This window comes from Enterobacter sp. 186315 (genome assembly GCF_053290175.1).
Window position 1 is genome coordinate 122,733 of sequence record NZ_JBPTTK010000009.1, and the last position, 18,432, is coordinate 141,164.

18 protein-coding genes are annotated in these 18,432 nt (G+C 56.3%); 13 read left to right on the plus strand and 5 right to left on the minus strand.

Going from position 1 to position 18,432, the window contains the following annotated elements; translation table 11 throughout:
- The first annotated feature begins 1 nt into the window (after position 1).
- From kdsD to npr, 10 genes are all read left to right on the plus strand, one after another.
- Positions 2-988 carry an arabinose-5-phosphate isomerase KdsD gene (kdsD, locus tag ACSVHP_RS12745; RefSeq protein ID WP_234673303.1) on the plus strand — a complete coding sequence of 329 codons (987 nt, stop codon included), beginning with the start codon at positions 2-4 and terminating at the stop codon, positions 986-988.
- A 14-nt stretch (positions 989-1,002) separates the two neighbouring features.
- Positions 1,003-1,569: a 3-deoxy-manno-octulosonate-8-phosphatase KdsC gene (gene kdsC / locus ACSVHP_RS12750; protein ID WP_447552097.1), complete on the plus strand. Its 567-nt coding sequence runs from the start codon at positions 1,003-1,005 to the stop codon at positions 1,567-1,569.
- Positions 1,566-2,141 (plus strand): LPS export ABC transporter periplasmic protein LptC, encoded by a 576-nt coding sequence (gene lptC / locus ACSVHP_RS12755; protein WP_447552098.1) that lies wholly within the window; start codon positions 1,566-1,568, stop codon positions 2,139-2,141. The genes kdsC and lptC overlap by 4 nt, the downstream gene beginning before the upstream one ends.
- Complete coding sequence (gene lptA, locus ACSVHP_RS12760) at positions 2,110-2,664, plus strand: lipopolysaccharide ABC transporter substrate-binding protein LptA (RefSeq protein WP_234673306.1); 555 nt, start codon at positions 2,110-2,112, stop codon at positions 2,662-2,664. The genes lptC and lptA overlap by 32 nt, the downstream gene beginning before the upstream one ends.
- A gap of 6 nt (positions 2,665-2,670) precedes the next feature.
- Positions 2,671-3,396 (plus strand): LPS export ABC transporter ATP-binding protein, encoded by a 726-nt coding sequence (lptB, locus tag ACSVHP_RS12765; RefSeq protein ID WP_447552099.1) that lies wholly within the window; start codon positions 2,671-2,673, stop codon positions 3,394-3,396.
- A 47-nt stretch (positions 3,397-3,443) separates the two neighbouring features.
- Positions 3,444-4,877: an RNA polymerase factor sigma-54 gene (gene rpoN, locus ACSVHP_RS12770; protein WP_234673307.1), complete on the plus strand. Its 1,434-nt coding sequence runs from the start codon at positions 3,444-3,446 to the stop codon at positions 4,875-4,877.
- 22 nt (positions 4,878-4,899) lie between these two features.
- Positions 4,900-5,187, plus strand: coding sequence for a ribosome hibernation promoting factor (gene hpf, locus ACSVHP_RS12775; protein WP_234673308.1), 288 nt, complete (start codon positions 4,900-4,902; stop codon positions 5,185-5,187).
- Positions 5,188-5,269: 82 nt separating this feature from the next.
- Positions 5,270-5,761 (plus strand): PTS IIA-like nitrogen regulatory protein PtsN, encoded by a 492-nt coding sequence (ptsN, locus tag ACSVHP_RS12780; protein ID WP_234673309.1) that lies wholly within the window; start codon positions 5,270-5,272, stop codon positions 5,759-5,761.
- 45 nt (positions 5,762-5,806) lie between these two features.
- Positions 5,807-6,661 (plus strand): RNase adapter RapZ, encoded by an 855-nt coding sequence (gene rapZ, locus ACSVHP_RS12785; RefSeq protein ID WP_234673310.1) that lies wholly within the window; start codon positions 5,807-5,809, stop codon positions 6,659-6,661.
- Positions 6,658-6,930, plus strand: a complete 273-nt coding sequence (gene npr, locus ACSVHP_RS12790) for a PTS phosphocarrier protein NPr (RefSeq protein ID WP_003861872.1) — start codon at positions 6,658-6,660, stop codon at positions 6,928-6,930. Before rapZ ends, npr begins: the two co-directional genes overlap by 4 nt.
- 38 nt (positions 6,931-6,968) lie before the next feature.
- On the opposite strand, the gene mtgA is transcribed toward npr, so the two are convergent.
- The 5 genes from mtgA to lptF all read right to left on the minus strand — a co-directional run bounded on the left by mtgA (position 6,969) and on the right by lptF (position 13,228).
- On the minus strand, positions 6,969-7,694 hold the full coding sequence (mtgA, locus tag ACSVHP_RS12795) for a monofunctional biosynthetic peptidoglycan transglycosylase (RefSeq protein WP_234673311.1): 726 nt from the start codon (positions 7,692-7,694) through the stop codon (positions 6,969-6,971).
- Positions 7,691-8,344, minus strand: coding sequence for an isoprenoid biosynthesis glyoxalase ElbB (elbB, locus tag ACSVHP_RS12800; RefSeq protein WP_447552100.1), 654 nt, complete (start codon positions 8,342-8,344; stop codon positions 7,691-7,693). The genes mtgA and elbB overlap by 4 nt, the downstream gene beginning before the upstream one ends.
- A gap of 232 nt (positions 8,345-8,576) precedes the next feature.
- On the minus strand, positions 8,577-10,910 hold the full coding sequence (arcB, locus tag ACSVHP_RS12805; protein ID WP_234673313.1) for an aerobic respiration two-component sensor histidine kinase ArcB: 2,334 nt from the start codon (positions 10,908-10,910) through the stop codon (positions 8,577-8,579).
- A gap of 135 nt (positions 10,911-11,045) precedes the next feature.
- Positions 11,046-12,128, minus strand: coding sequence for an LPS export ABC transporter permease LptG (gene lptG / locus ACSVHP_RS12810; protein ID WP_447552101.1), 1,083 nt, complete (start codon positions 12,126-12,128; stop codon positions 11,046-11,048).
- A complete protein-coding gene (lptF, locus tag ACSVHP_RS12815) occupies positions 12,128-13,228 on the minus strand; it encodes an LPS export ABC transporter permease LptF (RefSeq protein WP_234673315.1) in 1,101 nt (366 codons plus the stop codon). Before lptF ends, lptG begins: the two co-directional genes overlap by 1 nt.
- Before the next feature lie 266 nt (positions 13,229-13,494).
- On the opposite strand from lptF, the gene pepA reads away from it, so the two are divergent.
- The 3 genes from pepA (at position 13,495) to ACSVHP_RS12830 (ending at position 18,423) form a co-directional block, all read left to right on the plus strand.
- Entirely contained in the window at positions 13,495-15,006 is a 1,512-nt protein-coding gene (gene pepA / locus ACSVHP_RS12820; RefSeq protein WP_234673316.1) for a leucyl aminopeptidase, read from the plus strand.
- 118 nt (positions 15,007-15,124) lie between these two features.
- Positions 15,125-15,568: a DNA polymerase III subunit chi gene (gene holC, locus ACSVHP_RS12825; RefSeq protein ID WP_234673317.1), complete on the plus strand. Its 444-nt coding sequence runs from the start codon at positions 15,125-15,127 to the stop codon at positions 15,566-15,568.
- Entirely contained in the window at positions 15,568-18,423 is a 2,856-nt protein-coding gene (locus ACSVHP_RS12830; protein ID WP_447552102.1) for a valine--tRNA ligase, read from the plus strand. The genes holC and ACSVHP_RS12830 overlap by 1 nt, the downstream gene beginning before the upstream one ends.
- The last annotated feature ends 9 nt before the right edge of the window (positions 18,424-18,432 follow it).

Below are 18,432 nucleotides of genomic sequence, written 5' to 3' on the forward strand. Positions count from 1 at the left end.
TATGTCGCAAATAGAATTGCAGCCGGGTTTTGACTTTCAGAAAGCAGGCAAAGACGTTCTGGAGATTGAACGTGAAGGTCTGGCGCAGTTAGATCAGTACATTAATCAGGATTTTAGTCTGGCATGTGAGAAGATATTCCACTGCGCGGGCAAAGTCGTGGTGATGGGGATGGGCAAGTCTGGCCATATCGGGCGCAAAATGGCGGCGACTTTTGCCAGCACCGGCACCTCCTCTTTCTTCGTTCATCCGGGTGAAGCGGCGCACGGCGATCTGGGTATGGTCACGCCGCAGGATGTGGTCATTGCGCTGTCAAACTCCGGCGAGTCCAACGAGATCCTGGCGTTAATCCCCGTTCTGAAGCGTTTGCAGGTTCCCCTGATCTGCATGACCAGCCGCCCGGAAAGCAATATGGCACGCGCGGCGGACGTCCATCTGTGCGTCAAAGTGCCAAAAGAAGCCTGTCCGCTGGGTCTTGCCCCGACCTCCAGCACCACGGCGGCGCTGGTGATGGGCGACGCGCTGGCGGTTGCGCTGCTCGAAGCCCGCGGCTTTACGCCAGAAGATTTTGCTCTCTCTCACCCGGGCGGCGCGCTGGGACGCAAGCTGCTGCTGCGGGTCAACGACATTATGCATACGGGCGATGAGATCCCTCACGTCAGCAAAGCGGCTTCTCTGCGCGATGCGTTGCTGGAAATCACGCGTAAAAATCTCGGCATGACGGTGATTTGCGACGATCTGATGAAAATTCAGGGCATCTTCACCGATGGTGACCTCCGCCGGGTGTTCGACATGGGCGTAGACGTCCGCACGCTGGGCATCGCCGATGTCATGACGCCGGGCGGTATTCGCGTTCGTCCGGGCACGCTGGCGGTGGATGTGCTGAACCTAATGCAGTCCCGACATATAACCTCAGTCATGGTTGCTGATGGCGACCAACTGCTGGGTGTGGTACATATGCATGATCTGCTGCGTGCTGGCGTAGTGTAATGAAGGATAAGACAATGAGTAATGCGGGTGCATCCCTTGCAACCTGTTATGGCCCGGTGAGCGCCCACATGATGGCGAAGGCGGAAAACATCCGCCTGCTGATCCTCGATGTGGACGGCGTTCTCTCCGATGGCCTGATTTATATGGGCAACAACGGCGAAGAGCTGAAAGCGTTCAACGTGCGCGACGGCTACGGTATTCGCTGTGCGCTCACGTCCGGGATCGACGTTGCGATCATCACCGGACGAAAAGCTAAACTGGTAGAAGATCGCTGCGAAACGCTGGGAATTACCCATCTGTATCAGGGGCAGTCTGACAAAATGCTGGCGTTCAAAGACCTGCTGGCGAAACTGTCCATCGCGCCGGAGCATGTGGCCTACGTTGGCGACGATCTGATCGACTGGCCGGTGATGGCAGAAGTGGGTTTGAGCATTGCGGTCGCCGATGCCCATCCGCTGCTTATCCCACGCGCGGATTACGTTACCCATATTAACGGCGGACGCGGCGCGGTGCGTGAAGTCTGCGATCTGCTTCTGCTGGCGCAGGGCAAGCTTGATGAAGCCAAAGGGCAATCCATATGAGTAAAACCAGACGTTGGGTTATCATTCTGCTAACGCTTGTCGCACTGGTACTGATTGGCGTCAACCTTGCCGATCGCGACGAAGCCCAGCCAGGTGTGGTCAACAACAACGAGCCGACTTACAAAAGCGATCACAGCGACACCGTGGTTTATAGCCCGGAAGGGGCGCTGAACTATCGCCTGATTGCCCAGCACGTAGAATATTTCTCAGATGACGGAATTTCGTGGTTTACCCAGCCAGTGATGACCACCTTTGACGAGAATAAGGTGCCAACCTGGTCTATCAAGTCTGACAGAGCAAAATTGACAAATGACCGTATGCTTTATCTGTATGGCCATGTTGAAGTTAACGCCCTGACCGCTGACTCTCAACTGCGCAAAATCACCACGGATAACGCCCAGATCAACCTGGTCACTCAGGATGTGACGTCACAGGATCTGGTGACACTGTACGGAACAACATTTAATTCCAGCGGTTTGAGAATGCGCGGGAACTTACGCAGCAAAAACGCCGAGCTGATTGAAAAGGTTAGAACCTCCTATGAAATTCAAAACAAACAAACTCAGCCTTAAAGTAATTATCGCCAGCGCGCTGTTGGCGACCAGTCTCCCCGCGCTTGCTGTAACGGGCGATACCGAGCAGCCGATCCATATTGAATCGGATACGCAGTCTCTTGATATGCAGGGCAACGTCGTGACCTTCACCGGCAACGTCGTGATGACCCAGGGCACGATCAAAATCAACGCCGACAAGGTGGTGGTGACGCGTCCGGGCGGCGAGCAGGGTAAAGAGATTATTGATGGCTACGGTAATCCGGCCACCTTCTATCAGATGCAGGACAACGGGAAACCGGTAAAAGGCCGTGCATCGCACATGCACTACGAACTGGCGAAAGATCTGGTGATCCTGACCGGTAACGCCTATCTGGAACAGCTGGACAGCAACATCACCGGTGACAAAATCACCTATCTGGTGAAAGAGCAAAAAATGCAGGCCTCCAGCGAGAAGGGCAAACGCGTGACGACCGTGCTTGTTCCATCACAGTTGCAGGACAAGAGCAACAACCAGGCTCCGGCTCAGAAGAAGAGTAACTAATTCGTTATGGCAACATTAACTGCAAAAAATCTCGCCAAAGCCTACAAAGGCCGCCGCGTCGTTGAAGATGTCAGTCTGACCGTCAACTCCGGCGAAATCGTTGGCCTTCTGGGCCCTAACGGTGCGGGTAAAACCACGACCTTCTATATGGTGGTCGGCATTGTTCCTCGCGATGCAGGGAATATCATCATTGATGATGAAGATATCAGCCTGCTGCCGCTGCACGCCCGCGCGCGCCGCGGTATCGGCTATCTGCCGCAGGAAGCCTCCATCTTCCGCCGTCTGAGCGTATACGACAACCTGATGGCGGTTCTGCAAATCCGTGACGATCTGACCAGCGAGCAGCGCCAGGATCGCGCGAACGAGCTGATGGAAGAGTTCCACATCGAACATCTGCGCGACAGCTTAGGCCAGGCGCTGTCCGGTGGTGAACGTCGTCGCGTTGAAATTGCCCGTGCGCTGGCCGCGAATCCGAAATTTATCCTGCTGGATGAACCCTTCGCGGGCGTTGACCCCATCTCCGTTATCGACATCAAACGTATTATCGAGCACCTGCGCGACAGCGGGCTGGGCGTGCTGATCACTGACCACAACGTCCGTGAAACGCTGGCCGTCTGCGAACGCGCCTACATTGTTAGCCAGGGCCATCTGATTGCCCACGGTACGCCACAGCAAATCCTCGAAAATGAGCATGTTAAGCGCGTGTACCTTGGGGAAGACTTCAGACTCTGATAGGGTAGAGGTTAAGTCACGCCGAACCGGAGAAAAATGCTCTGAACATGAAGCAAGGTTTGCAATTAAGGCTCAGCCAACAACTGGCGATGACGCCGCAGCTCCAGCAGGCAATTCGTCTGCTGCAACTGTCCACGTTAGAACTTCAGCAGGAACTCCAGCAGGCGCTGGACAGTAACCCCCTGCTGGAGCAAACCGATCTTCATGACGAGGTAGATACTCAGCAAGCGCAAGACACCGAAACGCTCGACACCGTTGACGCTCTCGAACAAAAAGAGATGCCGGACGAGCTTCCTCTGGATGCCAGCTGGGATGAACTCTACACTGCCGGAACCCCTTCCGGTACGCGTGCAGACTACCAGGATGACGAGCTACCGGTCTATCAGGGCGAAACCACCCAGTCGCTTCAGGATTACCTGATGTGGCAGGTGGAGCTGACTCCCTTTTCTGACACCGATCGCGCCATTGCCACCTCGATTGTCGATGCCGTCGACGATACCGGCTATCTGACCGTCACGCTGGACGATATTCTGGAAAGTATCGGCGATGATGAGATCGAGATGGAAGAGATCGAAGCCGTGCTTAAACGTATTCAGCGCTTCGATCCGGTGGGCGTGGCGGCGAAAGATCTGCGCGACTGCCTGCTGATCCAGCTTTCCCAGTTTGCGAAAGACACCCCCTGGATAGACGAAGCCCGGCTGATCATCAGCGATCATCTGGATCTGCTGGCGAATCATGATTTCCGCTCCCTGATGCGCGTCACGCGCCTCAAAGAAGAGGTGCTGAAAGAGGCGGTGGGCGTGATCCAGTCTCTCGATCCGCGCCCGGGGCAGTCGATCCAGACCAGCGAGCCGGAATATGTGATTCCGGACGTGCTGGTGAGAAAGCATAACAATCGCTGGGTAGTCGAGCTAAACTCCGACAGCATTCCTCGCCTGCAAATCAACCAGCAGTACGCTTCAATGTGTACCAGCGCCCGCAATGACTCCGATAATCAATATATCCGGAGCAATCTTCAGGAAGCGCGATGGCTGATCAAAAGCCTTGAGAGCCGAAATGATACGCTGCTGCGCGTAAGCCGCTGTATCGTCGAACAGCAGCAGGCGTTCTTTGAGCAAGGCGAAGAGTATATGAAACCGATGGTGCTGGCGGATATCGCCCAGGCCGTCGAGATGCACGAATCGACCATTTCCCGCGTCACGACGCAGAAGTATCTGCACAGCCCGCGCGGTATTTTTGAGCTTAAGTATTTCTTCTCCAGTCACGTGAATACCGAAGGCGGCGGCGAAGCCTCGTCAACGGCGATACGTGCCCTGGTGAAGAAGTTGATCGCCGCGGAAAACCCCGCGAAGCCACTGAGTGACAGTAAGTTAACCACCATGCTGTCCGATCAGGGTATTATGGTGGCACGCCGTACTGTTGCGAAGTATCGAGAGTCTTTATCCATTCCGCCGTCTAACCAGCGTAAACAGCTGGTCTGACCCAACCGATAAGGAAGACACTATGCAGCTCAACATCACTGGACAGAATGTCGAGATTACTGAAGCGTTACGCGAGTTCCTGAACACGAAGTTCGCGAAGCTTGAGCAGTATTTCGAGAGGATCAATCAGGTCTACATTGTGTTAAAAGTGGAAAAAGTGACTCATATCTCGGATGCTACCCTGCACGTTAACGGGGGTGAACTCCATGCCAGTGCGGAAGGGCAAGACATGTATGCGGCTATCGACGGCTTGATCGACAAGCTTGCGCGACAGCTTAATAAACATAAAGATAAACTGAAACAACACTAATTGTCCGGGCAGTTAACGGGTGCAGGAAGGCCTGTTGTGAAACACAACAGGCCATTTGTACGGTTAGCGCTTAGGTGAAATTATGATAAACAACGATTCCGCTCTTCAACTGAGCAATGTCCTGAACCAGGAATGTACCCGCAGTGGCGTTCACTGCCAGAGCAAAAAACGTGCGCTGGAAATTATCAGTGAACTCGCCGCCAAACAGCTGGGTCTGCCGCCTCAGGTGGTATTTGAAGCGATCCTGACGCGCGAAAAAATGGGCAGTACCGGTATCGGCAATGGTATTGCGATCCCGCATGGCAAGCTGGAAGAAGACACCCTTCGTGCCGTGGGCGTTTTTGTGCAGCTCGAAACCCCTATCGCGTTCGACGCCATCGATAATCAGCCCGTCGATCTCCTCTTCGCGCTGCTGGTGCCTGCGGATCAGACCAAAACTCACCTCCATACGCTTTCGCTGGTCGCTAAACGTCTGGCCGATAAAACGATTTGCCGTCGACTGCGCTCAGCCCAAAGTGATGAAGAGTTATACCAGATTATCACCGAAGCAGAAGGCCATCAGGACGATGCGTAACCGGGAGATAGCCTTCGAATCTGTTGTCCTGAGGAGAAACGGAACATGGTGCTGATGATCGTCAGCGGTCGTTCGGGGTCGGGGAAATCCGTCGCCCTTCGTGCGCTTGAAGATATGGGCTTTTACTGCGTCGATAACCTGCCGGTCGTGCTGCTGCCAGAGCTGGCGAGAACGCTTGCGGATCGTCAAACGTCTGCTGCCGTCAGCATCGACGTGCGTAACATGCCCGAATCACCGGAAGTCTTTGAGCAGGCGATGAGCAATCTGCCTGACGCCTTCTCGCCTCAGCTGCTGTTCCTTGATGCTGACCGCAACACGCTGATCCGCCGCTACAGCGACACGCGCCGTTTACACCCGCTTTCCAGCAAAAACCTCTCGCTGGAAAGCGCTATCGACCAGGAGAGCGATCTGCTGGAGCCGCTGCGCTCTCGTGCCGACCTGATTGTCGACACCTCAGAGATGTCCGTTCACGAGCTGGCAGAGATGCTGCGAACCCGCCTGCTGGGTAAACGCGAGCGCGAGCTGACGATGGTGTTTGAATCCTTCGGCTTTAAGCACGGCATTCCTATCGATGCGGATTATGTTTTCGACGTGCGCTTCCTGCCAAACCCGCACTGGGATCCGAAACTGCGTCCAATGACCGGTCTGGACAAGCCCGTCGCGGCGTTCCTCGACCGGCACACAGAAGTACACAATTTTATCTACCAGACGCGCAGCTACCTTGAGCTATGGTTACCTATGCTGGAGACAAACAATCGCAGCTACCTGACGGTGGCGATTGGCTGTACCGGCGGTAAACATCGTTCGGTTTACATTGCCGAACAGCTGGCCGACTACTTCCGCTCGCGCGGCAAGAACGTTCAGTCCCGTCATCGCACGCTGGAAAAACGTAAAACATGACCGTAAAACAGACTGTTGAAATCACCAATAAGCTGGGAATGCACGCGCGCCCGGCGATGAAACTGTTTGAGCTGATGCAGGGTTTTGATGCAGAGGTTCTGCTGCGTAACGATGAAGGCACCGAAGCGGAAGCCAACAGCGTCATTGCGCTGCTGATGCTGGACTCCGCTAAAGGTCGTCAGATTGAAGTGGAAGCCACCGGCCCGCAGGAAGAAGAGGCGCTGGCAGCGGTGATTGCGCTGTTTAACGCCGGCTTCGACGAAGATTAGGCCTGCTATTCTGGCGGGTGACGCTACGCCTACCCGCCCTACTTAAGCTTTTGACTCTCCATATACCCTTCCCCACCCAGCTGACGCATCTGGCGCATGATCCACGCCTGGCGGCTGCGCACGTATCCCGTCGGGGCATCGGCCTTAAATTTGATTGGGTTGGGCAATACGGCGGCCAGCAGCGCCGCTTCTGACAGCGTCAGGCGGCTGGCGGGCTTGTTGAAGTAGCGTTGCGACGCGGCTTCGACGCCAAACACGCCTTCACCAAACTCCGCGATGTTCAGGTACACGGTCAGAATGCGTTTTTTGCTCCATACCGTTTCAATGCCCACCGTCAGCCCGGCCTCCAGCCCTTTACGCAGCCAGCTGCGACCGTCCCATAAAAACAGGTTTTTCGCCGTCTGCTGAGAGAGCGTAGAGGCGCCGCGCACGCGGTTTTCATGGCGCTCGTTGTGCGCCAGCGCTTTCTCGATGGCCGCCACGTCAAAGCCCCAGTGCTCCGGGAATTTCTGATCTTCCGCCGCAATCACCGCCAGCCCCATCATCGGTGAGATCGCGTCCATGCTCACCCAGTCGGAATGGGCGACATAGCCGAAATCCCCGCTTAACCACGCGCTGACCTGACGCTCAACCATAACGGCGGAAAACGGCACCGGGAGGATACTAAACACCGCGATACCGCCGCCCCAGAAGACCGCCAGAATGACGAAGATACGCAGCAGGATCCGCCTCACCCACGCGCCTGCGGAAAACTTACGGCTCATTCGGCCAGTACCAGCACGCGATCCACCAGCTTTTCAATCCCGGTCGCGGCTTCAGCGATGTTTTGCGCGAGCATATAAGTCGGGGTGGTGACGACTTTATTGTCTTCGTCCACCACGATGTCATCGACCGGACAAGGCACATGCTCGCCGCCCATCTCCTCCATAACTTCCGCGGTATCAATGTCTGTACCAATGGTCAGACGCAGCGGGAAATCGAAAATTTTAGGCAACATTGCCGGGGCAATGCAGATAAAACCAAGCGGCTTACCGGCCTGGTGCATCGCCTGTGCCAGCGCTTTCAGCTCAGGATCGACCGTGCAGTCGCTCCCCTCGGTGGCAAAGGTGCTTAAATTTTTCGCCGCACCAAAACCGCCTGGCACGATCAGCGCATCCAGTTCGTCAGCCCGGGCCTCGCTCAGCGGATGAATATCGCCCCGGACAATACGCGCCGCTTCCGTCAATACGTTGCGGGTTTCCGGCATCACCTCGCCGGTAATGTGATTAATGACGTCAGCCTGATTTTTATCCGGTGCAAAGCACACCACCCCGGCGTCATGTCGGGCCAGCGCCAGCAGCGTTAATACGGCTTCATGTATTTCTGAACCATCGTAAACACCGCATCCGCTCAGCACGACAGCTATCTTTTTCATCATCACGTTCCTTCCTGGCAAATTCGTTAGGCACATTAATAATTTTGATTAAAACGCTATGCTTCACACATTTCACTGATTCATGTAACAAACCATTTAAGATTTGCTATCTTATTTGCGTGCGGCCTAAATATTCAGGCGGCGTCCATGCGAAAACAACACATAAAAATCAGGCGCAGCCACGATTTCCCTGGTGTTGGCGCAGTATTCGCGCACCCCGGTCTAGCCGGGGTCATTTTTTTCTGGCGTCCACCCAGGCCTTCAGCACCGCCACGTCGTTTTCCCACTCCTGCTTCATCTCTTCAACCCATTCACCGACATTATCTTCCCATGCAGGTAAATCCGGGGACTGGATTTGTTGCCCCAGCTGTTGCAGGTGGCGTAACCCCACGGAGCCGGCCGCGCCTTTGATCTTATGCCCCTCTTCGACGATCCCTTTCTGGTCACGCGCGGTAAGGTTAGATTCCAGCACGCTCAGATAGCCCGGCATCATTTTTTCGAATACCGCCAGACCGTCGGTAATCAGCTTCGGGCCAACCAAATCGATGTATTGCTCAAGCATGGCCGTATCCAGAATCGCTTGTGTCTTCGCGTTATCAACAGACGTCATGGTGCTCTCCTCTTCATCACAGGTATCCCAGAACTTCTTAATCATGGCGGTTAATGCCGGAACCGCCAGCGGTTTGCTCAGCACGTCGTCCATGCCGGCGTCGAGGTACTCTTTTTTGTCTTTCAGGACGTTAGCCGTCAGCGCCACCAGCGGCGGCAGCTCGTCTGCGGCGTATTTGCGGGTCAGCTCGCGCGAGATATCCAGCCCGGTCATGTCCGGCAGCTGAATGTCCAGCAGCACGAGGTCATACTCGCCCGGCGTGAACATCTCCAGCGCGGCTTTGCCGGTCATCGCGACGTCCACGCTGTTGCCCAGCTTTTCCAGCACCGAGCGCGCCACAATGACGTTCAGCTCGATATCTTCCACCAGCAGGACGTGCAGCGCAGGCAGCGGCATTTCGTCGTTCTCAAAGGTATCTTCTACCTCTTCCGCTACCGCTGGCGCGTGGACCGTCAGGGTAAAGACCGACCCGCTTCCCGGCTGGCTGGACACGGTGATGTCCCCGCCCATGCTTCTGGCCAGGCGTTTAGACACCGCCAGCCCAATCCCGGTGCCCGTGGCCGGTTTACCGCCGTGGCTGTCTTTCACCTGGTAATACATGGCGAAGATCTTATCCTGCTCCTCCTGCGGAATACCGATCCCGGAATCCTCGACCTCGAAGTGCAGCATATCGCCCTCGTCGTAGCGAATACGAACGGCCACCTTGCCCTTTTGCGTGAACTTCACGGCGTTGCTGATCAGGTTCCACAGGATCTGACGCAGGCGCGTGCCGTCGGTCGTTACCTTATGCGGCAGCGGCAGGGTCGGCTCCATCACAAAGCTCAGCCCCTTCTGCTGCGCCTGCAACCCTGAGAGGTTCTCGAGGTCGGCCAGGAAGCCCGTAAAATCTACCGGCTGGTTATCCAGCTGAACCTTACGACGCTCCATCTTATCCATGTCGATAATATCGTTGAAAATATTGCCCAGCGTGACCGCCGAAACGTGGATCGTCTTAAGGTATTTTTCCTGCTCGCTGGTCAGGTCGGTGTCTAACAGAATACGGCTCAGCCCGACGATGCCGTTCAGCGGAGTACGCAGCTCGTGGCTGATGGTCGAGATAAAGGTGGTTTTATCGCGGCTGGCGCGCTCAAGCGCGTCCTGATAGCGCTTGCGCTCGGTGATATCGCGCCCAAAGCCCATCAGGCCGTGGCGTTTGCCCACGCGGTCGTAATAGGGCACCTTACGGATTTCAAAGCAGGCTTTGCGCCCGTCCGGATAGTCCAGCCACTGTTCGTAGGTGAGCGACACGTTGTGGCGGAAGACCTTTTCGTCGGTTTCCATCACCTTCGCCGCCGCCTCTTCGGAATAGACGTCCTGCGGCTTCAGGTGGATAAGCTGCTTTTCACTTTTTCCGGTGAGCAGCTCCATCGCCCGGTTACAGCCGGAGAACTCTTTGTCTTCGTTGCGATAGAACACCAGGTCAGGCGAAGCGTCGAGGAAGGAGCGCAGGAAAGAGGATTGCTGTTCGAGCTGGATCTGGGTGACCTCGCGCTCTTTCATTTCGATTTTCAGCTGCTCCAGCGTGGCCTGGCGCTCGGCCTCCGCTTTTTCACGATCTGAAATCTCCTGATTTAACTGCGCAATGTTGTCCTTTAGCTGGACGTTGAGCTTCAGATCGCGCTCGCGCATCTCTTCCAGCTTCTCAACCAGCTTCGACAGGCGCTGGCGGGACTCCTCAAGCTGCTCTACCACCACCGAGAGAAAATAGACCGCCCAGGGGGTGATCAGCAGGCCGAAAAATATCGAGCGAATAACGTCAATACTTTCTACCTGGCCGTGCAGGACCATCGTGACCGCCATCTGGACGACAATCGCCAGAACAACCAGCGCCAGTGCCAGCAGCAAGGAAAAACGCACCAGGCCGAGCTTCATCATCAGATCGACATAGTACTGGGCCAGCATTCGAATTTGCTTCATAGAGGATCCCTTTACGACGTTATGGCTCAATAATACTCAAATTCAGGGCAGTACGGGGGAGCTTGTGAGAAAAAGTGCGGGGTATAACAGGAGATTAGCCTCGCTCCCGGGAGCCGGGAGCGAGAGAAAGGGTAATCAGGAACGTTTCAGGAGCAGCCAGAGGCTGATCAGGAAGAAGCTGGCGCTCGGCAGGAGCGCGCCGATAATCGGCGGAATGCCGTATACCAGCGTCAGCGGGCCAAAGATCTGGTCGAGCACGTAGAACACGAAGCCAAAGCTTATCCCGGTGACTACGCGGATCCCCATCGGCACGCTACGCAGCGGCCCAAAGATAAACGACAGCGCCATCAGCATCATCACCGCCACGGACATCGGCTGGAAGATTTTGCTCCACATATTGAGCTGGTAACGCCCGGCGTCCTGGCCGCTCGACTTCAGGTATTTCACGTAATTGTGCAGGCCGCTGATAGAGAGCGCGTCCGGATCCAGCGCCACCACGCCCAGCTTGTCCGGGGTCAGGTTGGTTTTCCAGGTGCCGGAAACGGTCTGCGAGCCGGTGATTTGCTTAGGATCTTTCAGGTCGGATTCGTCCACCTGCGACAGGCGCCACTGCTTGTGTTCAGGGTCAAACTTCGCGGACGAGGCGTGACGCACGGAGAGCAAACGACGCTCTTTGTTGAAGGCGTAAATGCTCACCCCACCCAGCTCATCGTCGCCTTTCACGCGTTCAATATAAACGAAGCTGTCGCCGTCTTTCGCCCACAGCCCCTGCTGTGTTGAAAGCAAGGAACCGCCGTACATCGCCTGAGCACGGTAGTTACGCGCCATCTGCTCGCCCTGCGGCGCGACCCATTCGCCAATCGCCATGGTCAGCAGCACCAGCGGGATCGCCGTTTTCATCACCGACAGCGCAACCTGCATACGGGTAAAGCCCGACGCCTGCATCACCACCAGCTCGCTGCGCTGCGCCAGCATCCCTAAGCCCAGCAGCGCGCCCAGCAGGGCCGCCATCGGGAAGAAGATCTGCACATCTTTTGGCACGCTGAGCAGGGTATACATCCCCGCGCCCAGCGCGTCGTAACTGCCCTGCCCGGCTTTTTTCAGCTGATCGACAAACTTGATGATGCCGGAGAGCGACACCAGCATGAACAGGGTCATCATGATGGTGGAGAAAATGGTTTTACCGATATAGCGGTCGAGAACGCCAAACGCCTGCATTACAACGCTCCTTTACGTGAGAAACGGGCACGAATGCGGCGCATCGGCACCGTATCCCACAGGTTTAAGGCCAGCGCCAGCAGGATGTACAGGCTGTTCACCGCCCACGTCCAGATCATCGGGTCGAGTTTGCCTTTCGCGCCGTTCGAACGAATAGAGGTTTGCAGCAGGAAGTACACCAGATAGAGCAGCATCGCAGGCAGCATCGACAGCACGCGCCCCTGACGCGGGTTGACCACGCTCAGCGGCACGACAATCAGCGCCATCATAAAGACGGTAAACACCAGCGTGATGCGCCAGTGGAACTCGGCGCGCGCCCGGTCGGTATCCGTGTTCCACAGGGTACGCATGTCCATCTGCTCGGTATCGCTCGGATCGAGCGCCACTGCCTGATGTCCAATAATGGCCTGATAGTTCTGGAAATCGGTAATGCGGAAGTCACGCAGCATCGCGGTGCCCTCAAAGCGGGTGCCTTTGTTGAGCGTCACCACCTGAGAGCCATCTTTGCGCTGTGCCAGCTGACCGGAATCGGCCACCACCACCGACGGACGGGCATTGCCTTTGGTGCGCAGCTGCGCGAGGAACACGTCGTTGAATCGGCTACCGTCCACGCTTTCAATAAACAGCACCGAGTTACCGTCGGTCGCCTGCTGGAACTGCCCCTGCGCGAGCGCCGCCATACCCGGGTTCGCTTTGGCTTCAGCCAGCACTTCGTCCTGGTGGCGAGAGGACATCGGCCCTGCCCACATCACATTCACAGCAGCAATAATGCCGGTGAACAGCGCGAGCAGCATGGCGGCCTTCACCAGTACGGCTTTACTCAAGCCGCACGCGTGCATTACCGTGATTTCACTTTCGGTATAGAGCCTGCCCAACGTCATGAGCAAGCCGAGGAAAAGGCTCAGCGGAAGGATAAGCTGCGCCATTTCAGGGATCCCCAGCCCAAGCAGGGAGAGCACCAGATTTGTTGGAATTTCGCCGTCAACGGCCGCACCGAGGATCTTCACCAGCTTCTGACAGAAGAAGATCAGCAGCAGGATGAACAGGATCGCCAGTTGGCTTTTGAGCGTTTCCCGCACCAGATATCTTATGATTATCACTTTAAATACGCCCGTAAAAACCCGTCTTTTTGCTGGAAAATCGCTTGTTTCATGGCTTAAACGTCATTTATTCTCTTGAGTCGTCGAAATCATCGCTAAGATTAAAAAACCCGGCGGATTCACGCTTCAGGACTTTTTCTGACGTGTCGAAACCGTAATAACGTAAGATTAACACGAAGTCACCACAACAGCGGACATGAGTTACGAAAGGTTTCAATTCTATCCGTAGCGGCCGCCGTTGTCTTTAAGATTCAGGAGCGTAGTGCATGGAGTTCAGTGTAAAAAGCGGTAGCCCGGAGAAACAGCGGAGTGCCTGCATCGTTGTGGGCGTCTTTGAACCACGCCGACTCTCCCCGATCGCCGAACAACTCGATAAAATCAGTGACGGCTATATCAGCGCCCTTTTGCGCCGTGGCGAACTGGAAGGCAAACCTGGGCAGACGCTGTTACTGCACCATGTTCCAAACGTGCTTTCCGAACGCATTTTGCTGATTGGTTGCGGCAAAGAGCGCGAACTGGATGAACGTCAGTATAAGCAAGTTATTCAGAAAACCATCAATACGCTGAATGATACCGGCTCTATGGAAGCCGTTTGCTTCCTGACCGAACTGCACGTAAAAGGCCGCAACACTTACTGGAAAGTGCGCCAGGCCGTCGAAACGGCAAAAGAGAGCCTGTACAGCTTCGATCAGCTGAAAACCACCAAAAGCGAACCCCGTCGTCCGCTGCGTAAAATGGTCTTTAACGTGCCGACCCGTCGCGAGCTGACCAGCGGCGAGCGCGCCATTCAGCACGGTCTGGCGATTGCTGCGGGCATCAAAGCGGCAAAAGATCTGGGCAACATGCCGCCAAACATCTGTAACGCGGCATACCTGGCCTCTCAGGCGCGCCAGCTGGCGGACTCTTACAGCAAAAACGTCATCACCCGCGTGATTGGCGAACAGCAGATGAAAGAGCTGGGCATGCACTCTTATCTGGCGGTCGGCAACGGCTCCCAGAACGAATCCCTGATGTCGGTCATCGAATACAAGGGCAACCCGTCCGAAGATGCGCGCCCTGTCGTGCTGGTCGGTAAAGGGCTGACCTTTGACTCCGGCGGTATCTCCATCAAGCCAGCCGAAGGCATGGACGAGATGAAGTACGACATGTGCGGCGCGGCGGCGGTGTACGGCGTGATGCGCATGGTGGCGGAGCTTCAGCTGCCGATTAACGTTATCGGCGTGCTGGCGGGCTGTGAAAACATGCCTGGCGGACGCGCGTATCGTCCGGGTGACGTGCTGACCACCATGTCCGGCCAGACCGTCGAAGTGCTGAACACCGACGCCGAAGGCCGTCTGGTGCTGTGCGACGTGCTGACCTACGTTGAGCGTTTCGAGCCAGAAGCGGTTATTGACGTCGCCACGCTGACCGGCGCATGCGTGATTGCGCTGGGCCATCACATCACCGGCCTGATGTCGAACCACAATCCGCTGGCGCACGAGCTTATCGGCGCGTCCGAACAGGCTGGCGACCGCGCGTGGCGTCTGCCGCTGGGCGACGAATTCCAGGAGCAGCTGGAGTCTAACTTTGCGGATATGGCGAACATCGGTGGCCGTCCGGGTGGTGCTATCACCGCGGGTTGCTTCCTGTCGCGCTTTACCCGCAAGTACAACTGGGCGCACCTGGATATCGCGGGCACCGCATGGCGCTCCGGTAAGGCTAAAGGCGCAACCGGTCGTCCGGTCGCGCTGCTGTCGCAGTTCCTGCTCAATCGTGCGGGTTTTAACGGCGACGAGTAATGTAAAATGCCGGGTAGCGGCTTTGCCTTACCCGGCCTACAACGTCACTCAACCGTAGGCCGGGTAAGCGTAGCGCCACCCGGCTTTACATTTAAATCCACGACAAGAAACCCCATATATGAAGAATGCAACGTTCTACCTTCTGGACAACGACACCCATCAGGATGGCCTCAGCGCCGTGGAACAGCTGGTGTGTGAGATTGCCGCAGAACGTTGGCGCGCAGGCAAACGCGTTCTCATTGCCTGTGAAGATGAGCAGCAGGCGATCCGCCTTGATGAAGCGCTATGGGCGCGCCCGCCGGAGAGTTTTGTTCCGCATAACCTGTCGGGAGAGGGGCCGCGCGGCGGCGCACCGGTTGAAATCGCCTGGCCGCAAAAGCGCAACAGCAGCCCGCGCGATATTCTGATTAGCCTGCGCATCGACTTTGCAGATTTTGCCACCGCTTTCACAGAAGTGGTAGACTTTGTCCCCTACGAAGAAACCTTGAAACAACTGGCACGCGAGCGCTACAAAGCGTACCGCCTGGCTGGTTTTAACCTGAATACGGCAACCTGGAAATAATGGAAAAGACATATAACCCACGCGATATCGAACAGCCGCTTTACGAGCACTGGGAACAGCAGGGCTATTTCAAGCCTAACGGCGATGAAAGCAAAGAGTCCTTCTGCATCATGATCCCGCCGCCGAACGTCACCGGCAGTTTGCATATGGGTCATGCCTTCCAGCAGACCATCATGGACACCATGATCCGCTACCAGCGTATGCAGGGTAAAAACACCCTATGGCAGGCGGGGACTGACCACGCGGGTATCGCGACCCAGATGGTGGTTGAGCGTAAAATTGCCGCTGAAGAGGGGAAAACCCGCCACGACTACGGTCGCGATGCCTTCATCGACAAAATCTGGCAGTGGAAAGCGGAATCGGGCGGCACCATTACCCGTCAGATGCGCCGCCTCGGCAACTCCGTGGACTGGGAGCGCGAGCGCTTCACCATGGATGAAGGTCTTTCCAACGCCGTGAAAGAAGTCTTTGTTCGCCTGTACAAAGAAGATCTGATTTACCGTGGCAAGCGCCTGGTCAACTGGGATCCAAAACTGCGTACCGCGATTTCCGACCTCGAAGTGGAAAACCGCGAGTCTAAAGGCTCCATGTGGCACATCCGCTATCCGCTGGCCGATGGTGCAAAAACCGCTGACGGTAAAGATTATCTGGTCGTTGCGACCACCCGTCCGGAAACCCTGCTGGGCGATACCGGCGTGGCCGTTAACCCGGAAGATCCGCGCTACAAAGATCTGATCGGTAAATTCGTGGTGCTGCCGCTGGTTAACCGCCGCATTCCAATTGTGGGCGACGAACACGCCGATATGGAAAAAGGCACCGGCTGCGTGAAAATCACCCCGGCGCACGACTTTAACGACTACGAAGTGGGTCGTCGTCACGCCCTGCCGATGATCAACATTCTGACCTTTGACGGTGATATCCGTGAAAGCGCAGAAGTGTATGACACCAAAGGCAACGAATCTGACGTTTACTCAAGCGACATCCCGGCTGAGTTCCAGAAGCTGGAACGTTTTGCCGCGCGTAAAGCGATTGTGGCGGCAGTAGACGCGCTCGGCCTGCTGGAAGAAATTAAACCTCACGACCTGACCGTGCCGTACGGCGACCGTGGCGGCGTGGTTATCGAGCCAATGCTGACCGACCAGTGGTACGTGCGTGCTGACGTGCTGGCGAAACCGGCTGTTGAAGCGGTTGAAAACGGCAGCATCCAGTTCGTGCCGAAGCAGTACGAAAACATGTACTTCTCCTGGATGCGCGATATTCAGGACTGGTGTATCTCCCGTCAGCTGTGGTGGGGTCACCGTATCCCGGCATGGTACGACAACGAAGGCAACGTCTACGTTGGCCGCACCGAAGACGAAGTGCGTCAGGAAAACAACCTGAGCGCCGACGTTGCGCTGCGTCAGGACGAAGACGTGCTGGACACGTGGTTCTCCTCCGCGCTGTGGACCTTCTCCACCCTCGGCTGGCCGGAAAACACCGACGCGCTGCGTCAGTTCCACCCAACCAGCGTGATGGTTTCCGGCTTCGACATTATCTTCTTCTGGATCGCCCGCATGATCATGATGACCATGCACTTCATCAAAGATGAAGACGGCAAGCCGCAGGTTCCGTTCCATACCGTCTACATGACCGGTCTGATCCGTGACGACGAAGGCCAGAAGATGTCCAAATCCAAGGGCAACGTTATCGACCCGCTGGATATGGTCGACGGGATCTCTCTGGAAGACCTGCTGGAAAAACGTACCGGCAACATGATGCAGCCGCAGCTGGCAGAGAAAATCCGCAAGCGCACCGAGAAGCAGTTCCCGAACGGGATTGAGTCTCACGGCACCGACGCCCTGCGCTTCACCCTGGCGGCGCTGGCCTCTACCGGCCGCGACATCAACTGGGATATGAAGCGTCTGGAAGGTTACCGTAACTTCTGTAACAAGCTGTGGAACGCCAGCCGCTTCGTGCTGATGAACACCGAAGATCAGGATTGCGGCTTTAACGGCGGCGAGATGGAACTGTCCCTGGCAGACCGCTGGATCCTGGCTGAATTTAACCAGACCGTAAAAGCGTTCCGCGAAGCGCTGGACAGCTACCGCTTCGATATCGCGGCAGGCATTCTGTACGAATTCACCTGGAACCAGTTCTGCGACTGGTATCTGGAGCTGGCGAAGCCGGTGATGAACGGCGGAACGGATGCGCAGCTGCGCGGTACGCGTAATACGCTGATCACTGTTCTGGAAGGTCTGCTGCGTCTGGCGCATCCGGTCATTCCATTCATCACTGAAACCATCTGGCAGCGCGTGAAGGTCATTGCGGGTATCAATGCCGACACCATCATGCTCCAGCCGTTCCCGGAATTCGATGCCGCGAAAGTGGACGAAGCCGCGTCGGCGGATACCGAATGGCTGAAGCAGGCGATCGTTGCGGTGCGTAACATCCGTGCTGAGATGAACATTGCCCCGGGCAAACCGCTGGAACTGCTGCTCCGTGGTTGCAGCGATGCGGCGGTTCGTCGCGTGACCGAGAACAACACCTTCCTGAAAACGATGGCACGTCTGGAAAGCATCACCGTGCTGCCAGCCGATGACAAAGGTCCGGTCTCCGTGACCAAAATCATCGACGGCGCCGAGCTGCTGATCCCAATGGCTGGCCTGATCGACAAAGATGCCGAGCTGGCGCGTCTGGCGAAAGAGGTGGCGAAGGTCGACGTTGAGATTGGCAAAATCGAAAGCAAGCTGGCGAACGAAGGTTTCGTGGCGCGCGCACCGGAAGCGGTTATCGCCAAAGAGCGTGAGCGTCTGGTTGCCTTCGCCGATGCGAAGACCAAGCTGATTGAGCAGCAGGCGGTTATCGCTGCGCTGTAAGACAGTCTG